The sequence below is a fragment of the Adhaeretor mobilis genome (assembly GCF_007741515.1).
Classification (GTDB): Bacteria; Planctomycetota; Planctomycetia; order Pirellulales; family Lacipirellulaceae; genus Adhaeretor; species Adhaeretor mobilis.
This window is the reverse complement of the sequence record NZ_CP036263.1, coordinates 1,844,907-1,863,134: the sequence shown is the minus strand read 5'-3', so window position 1 is coordinate 1,863,134 and position 18,228 is coordinate 1,844,907. Positions and strand designations below refer to the sequence as shown.

Below are 18,228 nucleotides of genomic sequence, written 5' to 3'. Positions count from 1 at the left end.
AACATAGGTGGATAGGGCAGCAGGGTTCGTTGAGCTTCTGTTGCCTAGATTCTGTTTTTTTGTCGCGCGCGATCGTAGCCTGCGAACTTTTCACTATAAGTTTGGGAGGGTTCAGTCTCATGAAACGAATCATTGGTTTAACAGTCGCCTGCATGGCGATTTCTCTGAGTGGGAGCGCCCACGCAGCGTTCACCGCAGCGGTCGATCTCGATCCTGAAGCCGGCACCACTCCTGGATCGCTCAATCCGAATTTTAGCTACGGTGGCGATACTACCTCCGCCAGCGAAAGCGGACAAAGCTTTGCCGTAGGTCTGCCCGAGCATGATAGTCTCTTCGGAGGTGACGGCGTTGCAGCTCCCGACACATATGTAATGTCCTATACGCCAGGCACTGATGCCGACAACTTCTTTCCCGCTGCTGGGTCTCTTCTGGGTTCAACGACCGGTTTCGGCACCGAGACAGCCAGCGGACAAGTCGGTGGTGGCTCGGGGACTTACAATGTCTACATCACAGCGCCAGAATCGCTGAACGTGAATGCAGCCGGTTCGAGAGTTACGGTCACCGGTGACGGTGCCCCCGTGATCACCCCCATGGTTAACTTTAATAGCGGTGGTACAGGAGCCGATCTAGACTCGGGTCCCGCCTTCGTGGGTGGTGTGAATAATGCTTGGCTCTTGGTCGGTACGGTCGACCTCACTGCTGGGAATACTTACACGGTATCGGTAGAAGCCAACGTGAACTCCTTCGTCTCCCAACGCCTCGCCGGCGTCATGTGGGAATTGGCGGTACCTGAACCTACTTCCCTCTTGCTATTTTGCTTAGGTGGATGCGCGCTGGCCGTAACACGTCGTCGCGTTGACTAGACAGCTCTTAGACGAAACCATCCAAGCCCCTTGGGCAATTGCTGAACCCACACGGTTTGCAATTCCCGAGGGGCTTTTTCCTTAGGCGGCGCGACTGATTAGTTGATCGCTTCAACTTCTCAAGCGAATGTGTTCACGATAAACTGACGAGTAAAGAACTTACATGTTCATGCACTCGTGTTAGCGCAAACTTCAATCACAGTTTCCGAAGCGAAGAAAAGCATATGGCAACCGAAACTCGCAAACTCGTGATCCTCACTGAGGGGCAATCCGAGCCGATTACTGCCAAGACGGCGGTAAGTGTATTGCGCTATCGCCCCGAGGAAGTCGTCGCGCTGATCGACTCCACGCAAGTTGGTAAGACCACCGACCAAGTGTTAGCCGTCGGTGGCAAGACGCCCTTTGTTGCCAGTCTTAAAGAGACGAAAGGTGCAGACGCCCTGATGATAGGCATCGCGCCGGCCGGCGGAAAGTTGCCCGAGGCTTGGCGGAAGATTGTTCTGGAGGCCTTAGAAAAAGGCATGGACGTGGTCTCCGGGTTGCACCAATTCCTCTCCGACGATGCTGAGTTCGTTGCGGCAGCAGAGAAGCACAACGCAAATCTAATCGATGTGCGACAGAACTCAGAGCGAGATGTGGCTAACTGGGAAGGTGTGAGCGAAGATTGCTTGCGCATTCACGCCGTGGGACAAGACTGCTGCGTGGGAAAAATGGTCGTGTGTATCGAGCTCGATCAAGCGATGAAACGTCAAGGAGTCGACTCAAAGTTTGTAGCCACGGGACAGACGGGCATATTGGTCGAAGGGGATGGATGTCCGATTGACTGTGTTGTTTCTGATTTTATCAGCGGAGCAGCTGAAAAGCTCGTTCTGGCCAACCAGCACCACGACGTTATGTTCATCGAAGGACAGGGCAGTCTCGCGCATCCACGCTATTCAGCCGTCACACTAGGACTTCTGCACGGCTGTCGGCCCCACGGCATGATCTTGTGCTACGAAGTAGGCCGCACTTCCGTAAGTCACATGCAACAGGTGCCGCTCAAGTCGCTTGCTGAACTTCGCGACACTTACGAACACGTAGCCGGCTTAATGCTGCCTTCCAAAGTGATCGGCGTAGCAATGAACAGCCGCTTGGTGACCGCTGAAGAGGCGGAGAAAGAACGTGAACGCGTGCGGGCCGAGCTAGGCGTGCCCGTGTGCGACGTGATTCGACATGGACCCGATGACTTGATTGAGGCTGTCATCAATCTCAGACAGCAACTGGTCAAACAATAACTCAAGCTGATGAAATAAGAGATTTTCGTGAAGCTAATTGCTCATACATTCGACTTACCGCTGCGTCATACCTTTACGATATCTCGCGAGTCGACCAACGTTCAGCCTACACTGATCGTCGAATTGACAGACGGTACGCACTCTGGCTATGGCGAGGCCACGACGAATGCCTATTACGGCATGACGCTTGATCGCATGCAAGCCGCGCTGGAGTCGGTACGCGGAATCGTGGAGAACACCAGCGAACTCCAACCACGCGTCCTCTGGGAAGAGCTCGCTGTGGCGTTAGCTGACTGCCCCTTCGCACTCTGCGCAATCGATCAGGCGGCCTACGATCTATGGGGCAAGCAGCAGGGCAAGCCGGTCTATGAATTGTGGGGGCTGAACACCAAGGAAGTGCCACACTCAAACTTTACGATTGGGATCGACTCGATCGATGTGATGGTCGAGAAGCTCGAGGAAATGCCTGACTGGCCGATCTACAAGATCAAGTTGGGAACCGAACACGATTTGGAGATCATCAAGCAACTGCGCAAACACACGCGGGCAACTTTTCGAGTGGACGCCAATTGCGGTTGGACAGCGGATGAAGCAATCCAAAATTCCCAAGAATTAAAGAAACTGGGTGTTGAATTTATCGAGCAGCCACTCCCCCGTGAGGATGTCGAGGGAGCCCGCAAGGTTTTTCAAGAATCGGCATTGCCAGTGATCGCCGACGAGAGCTGTATTTCAGAGGCGGATGTTGCCCAGTGCAAAGGCAGGTTTCACGGGATCAACATCAAGCTCGTAAAGTGCGGGGGACTCACCCCAGCCCGCCGCATGATCGACCATGCACGTCGGCTAAACATGAAAGTCATGGTCGGCTGTATGACCGAGTCGTCGGTAGGAATCTCCGCAATCGCCCAGTTGCTACCACTGTTAGATTACGTGGACATGGACGGAGCAGCACTGCTCTCGAAAGACATTGCTGCGGGAGCGGCCGTCGAGGACGGCGTCTGCCATTATCCCAAGGTACCAGGCAATGGCGTGACACTTCTTGGCAACAATTAACCAATCTATCGAAACAGGCTTTGTCATGATTCTCAACCCACGTTCAAAGCAATTAGCCATTCTTGCGCTAACTATGGGGACGATTGCGGTACTTTGCGCCAGTTCCCCAACAACCGCAAAGGAGCCGGCAAACGAGCAAGTTTCAGCCGCCCTTGCCGCGCAGTTGCAGCCGCTCATCGATGCCCACCAAGGGGTGGTCGGCGTCATGGTGAAGGACCTCAAAACTGGAGTCGAGTTTCGCCACCGTGTGGACGAGCCCATGCCGACGGCGAGTCTCATTAAATTCCCGATCATGATCGCCACTTACCAGGCCATCGAGCGAGGCGACTTGAAACTCGACCGAAAGCTCACTCTCCAAGAGGAAGACAAAGTCCCTGGTTCCGGCATCCTCACTGAGCATTTTGAGGCAGGTACGCAGATGCCCTTGAAGAATGCGATTCATCTGATGATGGCCGTGTCCGATAACACGGCTACCAATTTGGTAATCGACCAATTGGGGTTGGAAGCGACCAACGATTTAATGGAGTCACTTGGCTGCCCAAATACCAAGCTTCATGCGAAGGTCTTCCGCCGCGATACCTCGATTGCCCCGGAGCGCAGCCAGAGATATGGGCTTGGCAGCACAACGGCAGCGGAGATGGTAAAGCTTTTGGAATCGCTGCAAAACGGCGAACTGGTTAGCCAGGAAGCGAGCAAGCTGATGCGCGAACAGATGTCAGCCATCGGCTCTCAGGCCAAGTTTCCGCGACTATTGCCCGACGGCGTGAAGCTCATTCATAAGACGGGCTCCGTATCCGCGGCTCGTACCGACGCCGGTATCATTCTCAGCCCCCACGGCCCAATTGCGCTGTGTGTGCTGACCGAGAAGAATAAGGACCAACGCTGGGCCGACGACAATGCTGGCGAGATGCTTTGCTCCCACATTGCCAAGGAAGTTTACGACCTTTTCAATCCCGATGAGCAGCCGACCTCGGACGATCAGAAGGTCTTGAAGGAAGGTGCCAACGGCCTGTTAGTCGAAGCTTTACAACGAACGCTCAATGCGAGGACCAATCCCTCGGTCGGCATTAGTGTCGATGGAGACTACGGTCCGGGAACCCAGAAGGCGATTATTGCTTTTCAGACGGCCAACAATCTAACCGAGCGAGGCCAAGTTGGTCCAGAGACTTGGCAGGCGCTTGGGACACTTCTCGAGGAAGAGGTTGTTCCCAACCCAGAGATCGTAAATGCCGAAGTCTTTGAGAAGCAACCCGCAGACGATCTACAGGGGCCTCCCTTCGTGACCGCAAAAGCGTGGGCTATTGGAGATGCAACCACGGGGGAACTACTTTGGGGTCACGATGCGGAAAAGTCGCTTGATATGGCAAGTACGACAAAAATCATGACCGCATTCCTCGTCACTAGCTATGCCGAAAAGCACCCCGAAGTGCTCAATGAGACGATTACGTTTTCCAAGCGAGCGGACGAAACGAGCGGCTCGTCAGCGCGTATTCGTGCGGGAGAAAGTCTTACCATCAATGAACTGCTGTACGGGTTGCTACTCCCCTCGGGCAACGACGCATCAGTGGCGTTTGCCGAACACTTTGGCAAACGCTTAGCAGAAGCCCAGGACGGCGATTCTTACGATCACTTCATTACTGCAATGAACAAGACAGCCAATCGACTTGGCATGAAACACTCGCAATTTAAGAATACACACGGCTTGACCGAAGAGAATCACCATACCTCGGCTGCCGACTTGCTAATGCTCGGATCGCGCGCGATGCAGCAACCGCTGTTTCGCAAGGTTGTTTCCACGCCGCAGCACGGCTGCACCGTGACCGGCGAGGGCGGTTACAAGCGGAATCTGCTCTGGAAAAACACGAATCGGCTGCTGAAGATCGAAGGCTACGGCGGCGTGAAGACTGGTACGACGAACGCAGCTGGCTCGTGCTTGGTGTCGCAAGGTACGCGCGACGGTCGCTCGCTCATTGTCGTCGTACTTGGTTCTTGCTGTACCGACGCCCGCTATGCGGACTCAAAGAATCTCTATCGTTGGGCATGGCAGCAATTGGCGAATGGCGAGTGACCCATTATTGAATATCCTGACCTTGGGTATCTTCAAAGCGCATAACCTGATGAATCTTCCGCACATTCTCTTTTGGAAATTGCTCAATGGAACCACATCCGTACGGCTGGTTGAGCCTGTTGCCACCTGTGGTAGCTATTGCGCTGGCCATCGTCACACGCAAGGCAGCAATTTCGCTATTAGCAGGTGTGTTCTGTGGCGCGCTACTCACAACAGGTGGTAGCCTGCTGCAGGCGACATACGATACTTGCGAAGTCCAGATGTGGCCTACCTTCGTTGACGAAGGCCGCTTGCGAGTGTTTAGCTTCACTCTGCTTATGGGCGCCATGATTGGTGTCATTTGTCGCAGCGGTGGAATGCAGGGCTTCATCGGGCTGATCTCGCCCTTGGCACGCACACGCCGCGGAGGACAGCTCACCACCTGGCTGCTGGGGCTGCTGATCTTTTTCGATGATTATGCGAATACAATCTTGCTCGGAGGTACTCTGCGACCATTGTGCGATCGTTTGAAAATTTCGCGAGAGAAGCTGGCCTACCTGGTGGATTCAACCGCCGCACCGGTGGCCGGTTTGTCGTTGCTCTCCACCTGGGTCGCCATTGAAATCGACTACGTGAACCAGGGAATCGAGGCGCTGAACAATCCACAAGGCTGGAGTGCCATCGACTTGTTTCTGGGAAGTATCCCCTATCGCTTCTACGTGTTGGCCTCGCTCGTGTTGGTTCCGCTGATCGCATTCTCCGGGCGCGATTTCGGTCCGATGCTCCGCGCCGAACGTCGACGACTCAAGCAGACCAAGGCCGAAGAGACAATCGAAGAGGCCGATTTAGATGCGCTCCCTACCGATGTGCCCGCTCGCTGGTTTAACGCCGTTTTGCCGATTTTCGCTACTCTCGGCGTTGTGGTTTGGCTCATGTATTCGACTGGGCTGCAGAACCTAAAGTCTTCGGGCGCAGTGGAGCCGTTCCCCTTGCGGAACATTCTCGGTGCGGCTAGTTCGAGTCTCAGTCTGCAGTACGGTGCCCTGGTCGGACTGATTGTTGCCGGTTTGCTCTCGGCGGTACAACGCCTGATGAGCTGGACGCAATTCCTACAGGCTGCCGGCAAGGGAGCCAAGATGGTACTCCCAGCGATTGCGATCCTGTGGTGCGCGTCCTCATTGTCGCGTATGACGGGCAGTAAGTCGGTCGAGGGCGAGCCAACGAAAACACCCTACGAATTCAAAGACCATCGATTGTACACAGGTGATTTTCTAGCCAGTAAAATACTGGGCAACTCGGTTGAATCTCCGGCAGGGGAACTGACAGAGGAAGAGGCCGCTTCGCCAACGATGACGCTGCGGCTGATGCCTACGATTGTGTTTGTACTGGCAGCCATGTTGGCGTTTGCCACGGGAACGAGTTACGGCACGATGGGCATTATGCTGCCGATGGTTATTCCGTTAACACATGCGCTACTCAATGCAGCCGCGGGTGCCGCTTCGCCCACGGACCCCATCTTACTCGCCTGCGTTGGCGGCGTGCTGGCTGGAGCAATCTTCGGTGATCACTGTTCGCCGATCTCGGATACGACCATCCTCTCTTCCCAGGCGTGCGTCTGCGATCATATGGCACACGTGGTTACGCAAATGCCGTATGCACTGGTCGCGGGAGGCTTCAGCATCTTGCTCGGTACTTTACCACTCGGTTGGGGTGTGAGCGTGTGGCTGCTACTGCCTTTACAAGTGGTTGCACTCGTCGTCATCGTTATGACATTCGGTAAGAAGACAGAAGACATGACCGGCGATTGATTGGGTCGCAGTCAATCGATTCGTTGGCCGTAGCCCACTTTGCCCGGCACTCGCGGATCGTGGACACCTTGCAGCGTCCCGTCTTTATCGAGCTCAATCGCCTGGGTGATTCCGCTGCCTTCGACGGTCGTGATTTTGTGCCCCAGCGACTTGAGACCATCAATGACATTCTCGTCCATAGCCGATTCAAGTAATACCGAGTCAGGCCGCCACTGATGATGAAAGCGTGGCCCGGCAATAGCTGCTGCTAGATCTTGCTCAAGATCAAGCGTGCGGATCAGCGCGTGCAATACTTGGGTGATGATCTTCGGTCCACCCGCTGCACCGACCGTTAGCGCGGGTTCTCCTTGCTTATCCAGAACAATAGTTGGGCTCATACTAGAGAGGGGGCGTTTACCCGGGGCGACGGCATTGTTCTCATCGCCGATCAGGCCGAACGCATTTGCCACGCCCGGGGCGCTGGAGAAGTCGTCCATCTCGTTGTTCAACACGACGCCTGTGCCCGGCACGATAACTTTCGAACCGAACGACGTATTGACCGTCGCGGTAATCGCCACCCAATAGCCCTCGGTATCAGCCGCTGCGATATGCGTAGTGTGTCTTTGGAAAACTGAAGCCTTTGCCTCAGGTGGCTCTCCGTGCTTGGCGACCTCCGTTACTTTCGTGGGATCGATCTTCGAAGAGAGTTCTTGTCCGTAGGTTTTCGCCACGAGTCCCCTCGGTACTTTGGCGAAGTCGGGATCGCCCAGCCAAAACGCGCGATCCGCGAACGCAAGCTTCATCGCTTCGATCACAATGTGCGTGCCGCGAGTTTCGTCTTCCGCAAACTCCTGCTTGAGATCGAACGGCTCGAGAATATTAAGCATCTGGGCCACATGCACGCCGCCCGAACTGGGTGGCGGGAACCCGACTATCTGCCAGTCGCGATAAGTTGTCACGATCGGATTACGTTGCACGGTCTTATAATTTGCGAAGTCATTGGCCGTAAGAATCCCTCCGTTCTCTGCCATCCACTTGCCGATGGTCTCAGCGAACTCGCCGTGATAGAACCACTCCGGCCCGTACTCGGCGATTTTGCGATAGGATCGTGCTAAATCGGGCTGTCGGAGTGTTTCTCCTTCCGCGTAGGGAGCTCCATCCTTTTTCAGCAAAGCGGCCTTGCTGCCGGGAAACATCGCCAACTCGGGCGCTTTGTCTTTGAGCTTGCGTGCATAGATGCGGTCGATCGGGAAGCCGTGCTCGGCAATTTCAGCAGCGGGAAGCACGAGATCAGCCAATTTCTTTTTACCGCACTCCTTGAGTACCCTGTCGTAAGCGGCCAGCGCTCCGGGAACGCCCACAGCCAGCGGACCGCGCATGCTGGCTTGGGTGTCGACCTTGCCGTCGAATATGTACATGTCCGCGGTAGCCGCGGCAGGTGCCATTTCGCGGCCGTCGATGGCAAGAATCGTTCCATCAGGCTTGCAGATGAGAATAAAGCACCCACCTCCAAGCCCTGAGTTATGATTGTCGACCACGCCCAAAGTGAGCGCTGTAGCAATCGCCGCATCGACGGCGTTGCCACCACTCTCAAAAGCCTGCACCCCCGCATCAACGGCAAGTGGCTGAACGGCGGCGACCACGCATTTGTGCTGTTCAGCTAGGGTGGGTGTCGCCATGAACGCACAAAGTAACCCAGTGACTAGAGCATTGAAGGAAGAGGGATTGCGCATCTTAAAGACTCTCTCGCGTAAAACCATGAAACATAAATTGCGTATCTTTTGCCACTATAGTGAGCAAAATCCAATAGACTATCGTTGTCGTGGAACTTCAAGCAATGAACCCCTAAAAGTGACAAGTTATGATCCGTTATACGCTCTCATTCCTCTTTTTATTTGCTTTCTCACTGATGCCATTGCAAGCCAAAGAGGCTGCACGCAAAGCCGAGCTTGAAATGATCTGGCCAAAAAAACTCAAGCCTGGTGACACCATTCAGATTGTCGCGTCGGCGAGTGAGGTCCAACGCAGCTCGATCATGCTCGCCAAGAAACGACTTGAGCAGCGCGGCTACAAAGTGAAAATGCGGGACGATATGTTTAGCCAGCTCGGCTACTTGGCGGGCAGCGACCAACGACGAGCCGAAGAACTTATGCAGGCCTTCCAAGACCCTGAGGTCGACGCAATTTTTGCGGCCCGTGGTGGCTATGGAGTAATGCGCATGCTCAACCTCCTAGACTACGAAGTCATCCGCAAGAACCCCAAACTTGTCACCGGCTATTCCGATATTACTTGCCTGCATATGGCACTCAACAAGAAGGCCCAGCTCGTGACGCTCCACTCGCCAAATGCCACTTGGGGCTCGGACGACGCGAAGCACCTCCCCAAGTTTGCAGCGAAGTATTTCTTCCGCGTGGTAGAACAGCAGCAGGAACCCGAACAGGGCTACATCATCGAAGTCCCCGATGGCGTGCCGCAGCCAGCGCCGATTGGCAGCGGGAAAGCACAGGGGCAACTCGTGGGCGGCAATCTCTCGCTGGTAGTTTCACTGATGGGTACGCCCTACGAGATTGATACCCGTGATGCCATTCTCTTGATCGAAGACACACGAGAAGCGCCGTATCGTATCGACCGTATGCTTTGCCAACTGCAATTGGCGGGTAAGCTCGACACGCTGCGTGGCGCTGTCTTAGGGCAGTTCACCGAGAACTATGATCGCGAGAAGGATCAACTCACAGACGACAAGCGTTTTTCGGTGAATGGCGTTTTGCATCAGTACTTCGACGATCTTGGAATTCCCGTGCTCATCAATTTTCCGATCGGGCATCACAGGGCAAACTGCACGTTGCCACTGGGCGGGATGGTGGAGGTTGATGCAGATGCGGTTGCGCTGCGTGTGTTGCCGCCGGAAACTGAACCTTGAGTTCGGGGTTGCAGCGAGTTAACACCTGCTTGGAGTGATGGAACTGCAAAGATCTGCAGCTAAGTCGCAAGCGGCAGATCATGTTACGCGCAGTAGTACGCCATCCCTGTCCACAGCACGAGCGCGAGTCCCGCGGCTTGCAAGGCGATGGGGATCTGTGTCGTCACATGATCCATCAGGTCAGCCCCGGTAGAAATCGAGCTGAGAATCGTCGTGTCGGAGATCGGCGAGCACTGATCGCCGAACACGCCCCCATTGAGACAAGCGGCGAAACAGATCGCCATGAAGAGATCGGGGTGAGTTAGCTCTTGGTTTGTGGCTACCGCGTAGGCGAGCGGCATAACCAACGGGAAAGTCACGGCATAGGTGCCCCAGCACGTACCCGTTGAAAACGCAATGACCACGGCAATCAAGAATACCGCAGCCGGCAGTGCCCAATGCCAAGGAAAATCACCAAGCAACGACACTAAATAGTGCCCCGCACCGACGTCCTGCGAGATCTTTCCTATCGTGATGGCAAGCAAGAGAATCACGCTGCCGAGGATGACGCTCTTCTGCCCTTCCAAAACTGCGCCGATTATTGTTCTGAGCGTCATGCCCTTAACCCATGCCATACACGCAGCTAGAAGAAGTGCCGCGCCAAATGCCCACAATACGTTGGGCGAACCAAGTGCCTTGTACGTTCCGATAGCGATCCCTAGTAGTGCGATCAGCGGGAGAAAGAAATCGAGCGGGGTCGCCGGGTGAAGTATTGTTACGTCGCTTTCTTGAAAGGCTTCGTTTGCCAGGGGTTCAGAGCCCGGAGCGTTCAGCTCGCCTGTTTCTCGCGCCCGCTGTCGAGCCAGTTTGAGCTTACGCGGCATCAGCGGGTGCTTGTCGAGTGCTAGTAACAGTGTCGCTAACACAGAAAAAGCGGCATAAAAGCTCAACGGCACGGCACCGAAGAAGAACTCTAATCGACTCTTTTCAGTCGCTAGATAGGACACTCCGGCAACACCCAGGAATGCCTGGATGTAAATTGGCCAGGCGTTGAAGGCTAACAATATGGCGATTGGTGAAGATGTGGCATCGACAATTAGGGAGAGCTCCTCGTGCGAAACTCGCTCTTTATCGGCCAGCGGCTTGACCGTTGTTCCCACGAGCACCGAACTGATCGTGCCGCCTTGAAAGAAAATCACGCCCAGTAGCCATGCAACGAACTTGGCGGAGCGAGGGCCACGTACATAGTTCTTGGCCATGTATTCGGCAAAGGCTTGCGATGCTCCAGTTTTTGCCCAAACTCCCATGAGTCCACCCAGCAGCCATAGGTAGAGGATGAGAATCGTTGCCGCTGTGGTCGTGCTGATCGAGGGGATCAGAACGCCGCCAAGGATATCGAATTGCCCCATGAGCAGCGCGCCGACGACAATTCCTGCCAGCAATGAGGAAATCGGCTCCTTGGTTACCCAGCAGAGCCCGATTGTGATGATTGCGGGCAGGAACGACCACACGCCCCAATGCCGCTGGGACTCTATCTGAAAGAAACTACGTTCGCTCGCTCCGTTATCCTCAAAGCCCAACTGATTCAATGGCTCAGCCTCCCACCTTAGCTTTGAGTCGTTGAGCTCCTCTGGGGTTAGTTGAATCTCTTCCAACGGGATGGCGTCCTCGAGCGAACGGGGTTCGCCGTCGAAAGTGATGCTTTGTTTACCGTCTTCGTCGGTCTGTACTCCAAGTGGGGTGGTTTCTACCGTCCAAGTGGGTCCCCACATCTGGCCAACTAGCGCGGCGACGAGAGATGCCACAAGAAATACCGATAGCGTTCCGAAGTTGAGATTTCGGGCGGAAGCGGTCATTGCGAGTTTCTTTCATTGGCACTGCTGAGTGGCAGCTGGTTATAAAGGGCGATTGTATCGATCATTGATAAGTAGCTAGATTAGCGTGAAGTAGCTTTGCTCGCCTACACCGTCTCAAACGGCTTCAATTGCTATTCCCTTAGCCCGGACACGATATGCATTACTCAAAGTACCATGCCCTCGGCAACGATTACCTTGTGATTCGCCCCGAGGACCTGCCCGAGGAATTGACATCGGAGAGTATCCAGCGGATTTGCCATCGCAACTACGGGTTAGGCTCGGACGGGATTCTCTTAGGTCCCCTACCAAGCGGTTCTTGCCAGTTCGGCCTAAAGATATTCAACCCAGACGGCAGCGAAGCAGAGAAAAGCGGCAACGGGCTGCGGATATTCGCCCGATTTCTGTGGGACGAGCAGCTCGTAGCGCAAGAGCCTTTTACCGTCGAAACGGCTGGCGGCATGGTTACTTGTCAGGTCGGCGGTGCGGGCAAGAGCGTACAAGTCGAGATGGGGAAGGTTCGCTTCGATAGCGAAGCAATACCTGTTTCGGGTCCGCCGCGCGAAGTGCTCAACGAGAAAATGGAGATCGACGGCGCGACGTTCAAGTTTTGCGCGGCAACCGTTGGTAACCCGCACTGTGTAGTTCTTTCAGAGGCCCCCTCCGCTGCACAGGCTCATCGCTTTGGCCCATTGATTGAAGTCGACTCGCGATTCCCTGCACGCACGAATGTCCAGTTCATGCGAGTCATTGATCGCAATAGTATTCGCATTGAAATCTGGGAACGCGGCGCTGAGTACACGCTTGCTTCGGGGAGCAGCAGCACGGCCGCTGCAGGAGTGGCCCATCGGCTGGGTCTTTGCGATTCTAAAATCACAGTGCATATGCCAGGTGGGCAGCTGGCGATTGATTTCGATGCAGATTTCGCCGCTACCATGACCGGTCCTGTTACGAAGGTGAGCAACGGTGAGATGGCAGCAGAGTGCTTGGAGTGGCTGGCGAACCCAGACTCGCAATTTCTCGTCGTGGAAGACCACAATCCTTAATACCCTCGCATTCCATCGGTTTCGCGCAGAGTGCTCTCTACCTCGCGCAGACTCGCGCCAAAGTCTACTTAGAATTGTTGCCGTCTGTGTAGAATAGAGGTTGGTCGAGAGGCCGACTTATGAGAACAGATACCTAGCCGCTGACGTTTCTTGCGTGTTATTCCTCGCGAGAAACGATTCTGGTCGTGCGGCGAATTCTTAACGGAACCGATGAAGAGCATTTGGAAAAGTCTACTGCCGTCCGCACGTAAAAACGCGGAGCGCCCGGCCCGCGGCAAATCGCTGTCCTACGAACCTCTCGAGCCTCGCATTGCGCTGTCAGCGGCCGGCTTGGTAGATGTCGGTACACAGCCTGAGGGGGCCCTCTCCGGGAAGATCGTCTATACCCACGGCGGCCACGGCATCACCGGTGATTACCCAGATGCGGGGGATTGGAGCTTCCAGCGCCCCCTGCTGCTCAACATGATCGAAGATCTTGGCAATCAAGATCAGATGACATTCTTCAGCGAGTACTTGTTTCAAGCCGGAGCAACGGTCGTACCGCTGCGGCCTGTGGGTCACCAACCCAACGAAGTTGTCCTCGACAACGACGATACGGAGGTCACTTTCACAGGTGCATGGAGCGACAGTTCCTCCCCGATCTACTTCGGCGATCCAGGCGACGTGCCTTATCGATTTGCCAGCACCTCCGTCACCGAAACCGCCACGGCCAACTACCGGCCCGACATCCCAGAGGACGGCTTCTATCCAGTCTATTCCTGGACGCGTTATGGATCGGATCGCGCAAGCGATTTTCTCTATAAAATTAATCACTCCGGCGGTACTACGGAGGTGACGGTAGACCACACACGCGTGGGCAACGGTACCGTCTACTTGGGAACCTATCACTTCGAGGCCGGCACCGCGGGCTCAGTAGACATCAGCAACCGGTCGGACGACGCAGGAACTGTCGTGATTGCCGATATGATTCGCTTTGGTAACGGTGTGGGCGACGTCCAGCAAAGCGGTACCATCACTGGCCGGGATCGCACGGACGAAGCGGGCCTCTACTGGGTTGAGTGGCACGTTGACCATTCCCAAGGGATCTCCTCCAGTGAATATCGATCGTCCAGTGACGACCGAACCGCGACCGTCTCGCTCTCACCTCGCTACTCGGAATATATGAATCGCGAGCAGAGCGGTTCTCTCTCGGACCGCGTGTTTGTAAGCTTCCATTCCAATGCCGGATCGGGCAGCAACCGTGGAGTTTTAGGACTCTACAACAGCCCCTCAGGAGCGACTCCCAACCAGTTCCTGCTAGCCGATACGCTTGCTCGCGAAGTGAACGACGATCTCGTCGATCAGAATGGCGAGTTCGAGCACAACTGGTTCGATCGCGGTTCGATTGTCACGCTGGACCGCAGTGATATCGATTTCGGCGAGATCAACAACTCACGCATCAACAACGAGTTCGACGCCACGATCATCGAAACCGGTTTCCACGACAATGCCCAGGATGCCGACCTGTTACGTGACCCCAAGGTCCGGGACGCTCTGGCTCGTGCCACCTATCAGGGCACGGTGAAATACTTCAATAGCGTTGACGGTGGGGCTACTCCCGTCGTGATGCTTCCCGGTCGAATAAGTGAGCTAAGTGCCGAGGCAGTCGGCTCGGGCAGTGCCACGGTCTCCTGGAGCGCTCCGTTAGTAAGCGACGCTTATGGCGATGCACCCACAGGTTACATGGTTTACGGCTCGACCAACGGCTATGGCTTCGACGGAGGTACCTTCGTTGCCGGCGGAGCAACTACCAACCACACCTTTCACGGACTCGATCCGAACGAGGGAGCCTACTATTTCAAAGTGGCTGCCGTGAATGCGGGGGGAGAAGCACTTTCCTCCGAAGTGGTGGCTGTGCTGCCTAACGGTACCGACAAGAACATCCTGATCGTGAACGGCTTCGACCGACTCGAGAAATCGCAAAACCCTGTACAAGCTGGTGCGGATCGCGTGCGACCGCGCCAAAGTAATTCGTATGACTATGCTGCCCAGGTCGGTGCCGCCATCGAGGCGAACACGGAAGGTTTGGTCGTTGATACCGCCTCCAACGAGATGATTATTTCCGGCGACATACAGCTCACCGATTACGAGAGCGTCGTTTGGATTCTTGGCGAGGAATCTTCTGCCGACGACACCTTCAACTCGACAGAACAATCACTGGTGGCTAGCTTCCTGTCTGGCGGGGGCAAACTCTTCCTCTCTGGTTCGGAAGTCGCTTGGGATCTCGACGCCCTAAGCAATGGGGAGTCGTTTTATAATAACTCACTGCGTGCCAGCTACTCATCGGACGACGCGGGTACTTACAATGCTCAGGGGGTTACCGGCTCGATTTTCGAGGGGCTATCGCTGAGCTTCGACGACGGCTCGCAGTTCTATAACGTCGATTTTCCCGATGTCATTGCCCCCTCGGCAGGAGCGACCAGCGCCTTGAGCTATGTCGGCGGAACCGGCGGCACGGCAGCGGTGCAATACGATAGTGGCGCCTCAACCAAGGTGGTGAACTTTGGCTTTCCTTTTGAGACTATTGTCGACGAAGCCACCCGCAATGCCGTCTTCGGCCGCGTCCTTGATTTCTTCGAATATGACGTAACTCTCAGCGATGTCGAACTGATCCTCGACAACGACGACGGCCCTTCGGTCTACTCGGAAACAGGCAGTTGGACTACTTCCAGCAGCGCTGGTTTCAACGGCGGCACCTATCGCTTCGCGGTGGCAGGCACCGCAGCAACCGCCCAGTGGGATTTCAGCCTACCGTACGCGGGCGAAGGGGAAGTCTTTGCCCAGTACCTAAGCAGTTCTAACCGCACCACGGATACATCGTTCCAAATCGACACCGGCAACGGCGTTGAGTCCTCCAGTGTCGATCAGACAAGCAATAGCCTCATCTGGGTTTCGCTAGGAACGTTCGATTTCACAGCAGGCAATCACTCCGTGGTGCTGGATGCCGCGGCAAGTACCGGCGGATCGGTTGTCATCGCCGATGCCGTCAAAGTGGTGCTGACCGCCCCCTCCACCGACGACGCCGATTTCAATTCAGACAGCGCTGTGGACGGGCTGGATTTCCTTGCCTGGCAGCAAAGCTTCGGCACTACCTCGGGGGCCGACCTACCGCAGGGTGATGCCAACGCCGATGAAGCTGTTGACGCCGCGGATCTAGTCATCTGGAACACGCAATATGGCAGCACTACCGACTCCTCAGTTGCAGCTGTCGCTGCGGCTATGAGTCCCTCGTCTGCGAGCAAACTTACCACCGCAGATGCATCGGCCTTATCACAGGCAGCGACGCAGTTTTACTTAACTGGCAATTCATCCGGTAATGCTTCGCATCATGAATTGATCGCAGTCCATGAATTCTTTGCCGACTCCACCCTTCAGGACGGCCACCCTCGAGAGAGCGAAGTGTTCGAATCGGCCACTGGCCAAGCCCCCTCAATCCGGGTAATTCACGGCGTTGGAGCTTCAGTCTCTTCGCCTGAAGAAATTATTGACCAGGTGTTCGACCTTATCTCTGAAGCGGGTTTGCGATCCTCGGCGCTCTTTGTAAATTGACTCAACCTGAGGGTGTGGATCACCGAAGCGGCATGCCTAGGTTCACTATTCCTAGCGGGCTCCTATTGGGTGAAGTGGCAGGTATCGAGGTGTAAGAGACGCTGTAATAACGCTTTTTCTTGCACGAAAACCTGTGTTGCGCCACATAGTCGGAGATTCCCAGGCAGGCTTCAAAACTTGAGTTAATACTGCAAATGCCTGCGCAAATCGGAGGGTTTTATGCGCTCCAACAATTGGCGTTTTTGCATTTCCTTATTAACATAGGGTGAGAGGGTACTGCTAAACAATCTCATCGTTACGACCGCCATGGCTTAACAGTCACAAGAACTTGCGCCGCTGAATACCGAGCGGGCAAGTCTGTGCAACTTGGCGAGACACGTAGCTGAGCGTTTTCGGACTCTCCCGTGAATCAGCAACCATACGTCCGCCTCAAGGAAAGACTCATGAGTATGAGAATTATCAGAAGCAGCGTCCTTTGTACGCTTTTCGTCGCTCTGGCAGCCGGTACTGCATCGGCTCAACTCTACACAGAAGACTTCGACGATGGCAATGCGTCCACTCGCTGGACAGCACATGCAGGAGTTGGGGCTGCAGGGGCAGCGACTCCCATAGATACGAACTTTGACGCGGCACCATTTACTGGCGTTGATGGTGTTACCGACGATACTTCGGGCTTCGCATTCGACTACAGCACGGTTGGCATTCCTCTGGCTCCCAACTCCTCTAGCGCGACGACTGTCGGACTCAAATTGCAGTTTAATCTCTTTACTGGCCTCTTTGGAGGCTTCAGTGTTTCGCCAAACAGTCTGAACCTTACTGGCGATTATTCGATGACGTTCGATGCTTGGTCTAATACTATAAATTCTGGTGGAACGAACCTCTCGACGTTTGGTTTACTGACAGCCGGCACTTCAAGCAACGCCGTACTCAATACGGACGGCGTGTTCTTCAGTTACACGAGTGACGGAGGTTCGAGCGCTGACTACCGCGCTTACTCAGTCGATCAGTCGGATAGTTATAATTTGGCCGATAATGTGTCAGACCCTCCCGTGCCCGCCGAGCCCAATGCAACCCACTATGCTGTTGACGTCAATGGCGACCCCACACGCAATGCTCCCGGTGAATTGTATGGACAAGCTGTAGGCACGGCCAACGAAGCGCCTCAAGCAATGAAAGATGCACTTGCTCTCGCATGGCCACTAGCAGAAGCTCTCCCAGGACCGCTTCAATCGGGAGCTGCTGGCTTCGCTTGGCAGGAGCATGAGATTCGCAAAACGGGAGATTTGGTCGAATGGTACGTCAATGGTTTCAAGTTAATTGATGTTGATACCGCTCCCTTCAAAGAGGATCTGGGAGGCGGAAATATCTCTTTTGGCCACCAGGACGTTAATAATGGCTCCTCCGGTGTCGACGAAGCAGTGGACTTCCTGTTTACACTGATCGACAACATTGAAGTCAATGCAATCACCGCTGGTGCGGACAATGCTGACTTCGATGGTAGTGGCGTGGTTGATGGCGACGACTTCCTCACGTGGCAAGCTAACGACGGCGCTGTCGATGCCCTGCTCGCCGATGGTGACGCGAACAGCGATACATTCGTCAACGGAGACGACCTGACCATTTGGCAAGACCAGTACGGCCCTGTGCCTGCGTCTATTGGTGCAGTGCCTGAGCCAACCACGTTGGTAATTTCTCTGATTGGTCTCACTGCTCTTGCCGGTATCCGCCGGAGCCGACTCATTTAATCTCAAAAGCTTTCGATATTACAACTCAGGACCAACAACTCACTTCACCCTTGGATTTCACTGGAAAGGTTTTTGA

General features: G+C 55.0%; 11 protein-coding genes. 9 read left to right on the top strand and 2 right to left on the bottom strand.

Features of this window, described 5'->3' with window-relative positions; all coding sequences use genetic code 11:
* Nucleotides 1-119: 119 nt before the first annotated feature.
* The 5 genes from HG15A2_RS07320 to HG15A2_RS23845 all read left to right on the top strand — a co-directional run bounded on the left by HG15A2_RS07320 (nt 120) and on the right by HG15A2_RS23845 (nt 7,042).
* The gene (locus HG15A2_RS07320) at nt 120-863 is read left to right on the top strand and encodes a PEP-CTERM sorting domain-containing protein (RefSeq protein ID WP_145059272.1); all 744 of its coding nucleotides are present in this window, start codon (nt 120-122) and stop codon (nt 861-863) included.
* Between the two features lie 224 nt (nt 864-1,087).
* Entirely contained in the window at nt 1,088-2,137 is a 1,050-nt protein-coding gene (locus HG15A2_RS07315) for a DUF1611 domain-containing protein (protein ID WP_145059270.1), read from the top strand.
* Nucleotides 2,138-2,164: 27 nt separating this feature from the next.
* Nucleotides 2,165-3,187 (top strand): dipeptide epimerase, encoded by a 1,023-nt coding sequence (locus HG15A2_RS07310; RefSeq protein WP_145059268.1) that lies wholly within the window; start codon nt 2,165-2,167, stop codon nt 3,185-3,187.
* 25 nt (nt 3,188-3,212) lie between these two features.
* On the top strand, nt 3,213-5,255 hold the full coding sequence (locus HG15A2_RS07305; protein WP_145059266.1) for a serine hydrolase: 2,043 nt from the start codon (nt 3,213-3,215) through the stop codon (nt 5,253-5,255).
* Between the two features lie 86 nt (nt 5,256-5,341).
* Complete coding sequence (locus HG15A2_RS23845; protein WP_218932387.1) at nt 5,342-7,042, top strand: Na+/H+ antiporter NhaC family protein; 1,701 nt, start codon at nt 5,342-5,344, stop codon at nt 7,040-7,042.
* Between the two features lie 11 nt (nt 7,043-7,053).
* On the opposite strand, the gene ggt is transcribed toward HG15A2_RS23845, so the two are convergent.
* On the bottom strand, nt 7,054-8,754 hold the full coding sequence (gene ggt, locus HG15A2_RS07295; RefSeq protein ID WP_218932386.1) for a gamma-glutamyltransferase: 1,701 nt from the start codon (nt 8,752-8,754) through the stop codon (nt 7,054-7,056).
* A 128-nt stretch (nt 8,755-8,882) separates the two neighbouring features.
* Between ggt and HG15A2_RS07290 the strand changes: the two genes are divergently transcribed.
* On the top strand, nt 8,883-9,941 hold the full coding sequence (locus HG15A2_RS07290) for a S66 peptidase family protein (RefSeq protein ID WP_145059261.1): 1,059 nt from the start codon (nt 8,883-8,885) through the stop codon (nt 9,939-9,941).
* A gap of 83 nt (nt 9,942-10,024) precedes the next feature.
* Here HG15A2_RS07290 and HG15A2_RS07285 read toward each other — a convergent pair whose 3' ends face one another.
* Nucleotides 10,025-11,776: a Na+/H+ antiporter NhaC family protein gene (locus tag HG15A2_RS07285; RefSeq protein ID WP_145059259.1), complete on the bottom strand. Its 1,752-nt coding sequence runs from the start codon at nt 11,774-11,776 to the stop codon at nt 10,025-10,027.
* Nucleotides 11,777-11,931: 155 nt separating this feature from the next.
* On the opposite strand from HG15A2_RS07285, the gene dapF reads away from it, so the two are divergent.
* From dapF to HG15A2_RS07270, 3 genes are all read left to right on the top strand, one after another.
* Nucleotides 11,932-12,819 carry a diaminopimelate epimerase gene (gene dapF, locus HG15A2_RS07280; RefSeq protein ID WP_145059257.1) on the top strand — a complete coding sequence of 296 codons (888 nt, stop codon included), beginning with the start codon at nt 11,932-11,934 and terminating at the stop codon, nt 12,817-12,819.
* A 210-nt stretch (nt 12,820-13,029) separates the two neighbouring features.
* Complete coding sequence (locus tag HG15A2_RS07275) at nt 13,030-16,407, top strand: golvesin C-terminal-like domain-containing protein (protein ID WP_145059255.1); 3,378 nt, start codon at nt 13,030-13,032, stop codon at nt 16,405-16,407.
* Nucleotides 16,408-16,850: 443 nt separating this feature from the next.
* Nucleotides 16,851-18,152: a PEP-CTERM sorting domain-containing protein gene (locus tag HG15A2_RS07270; RefSeq protein WP_145059253.1), complete on the top strand. Its 1,302-nt coding sequence runs from the start codon at nt 16,851-16,853 to the stop codon at nt 18,150-18,152.
* Nucleotides 18,153-18,228: the final 76 nt, after the last annotated feature.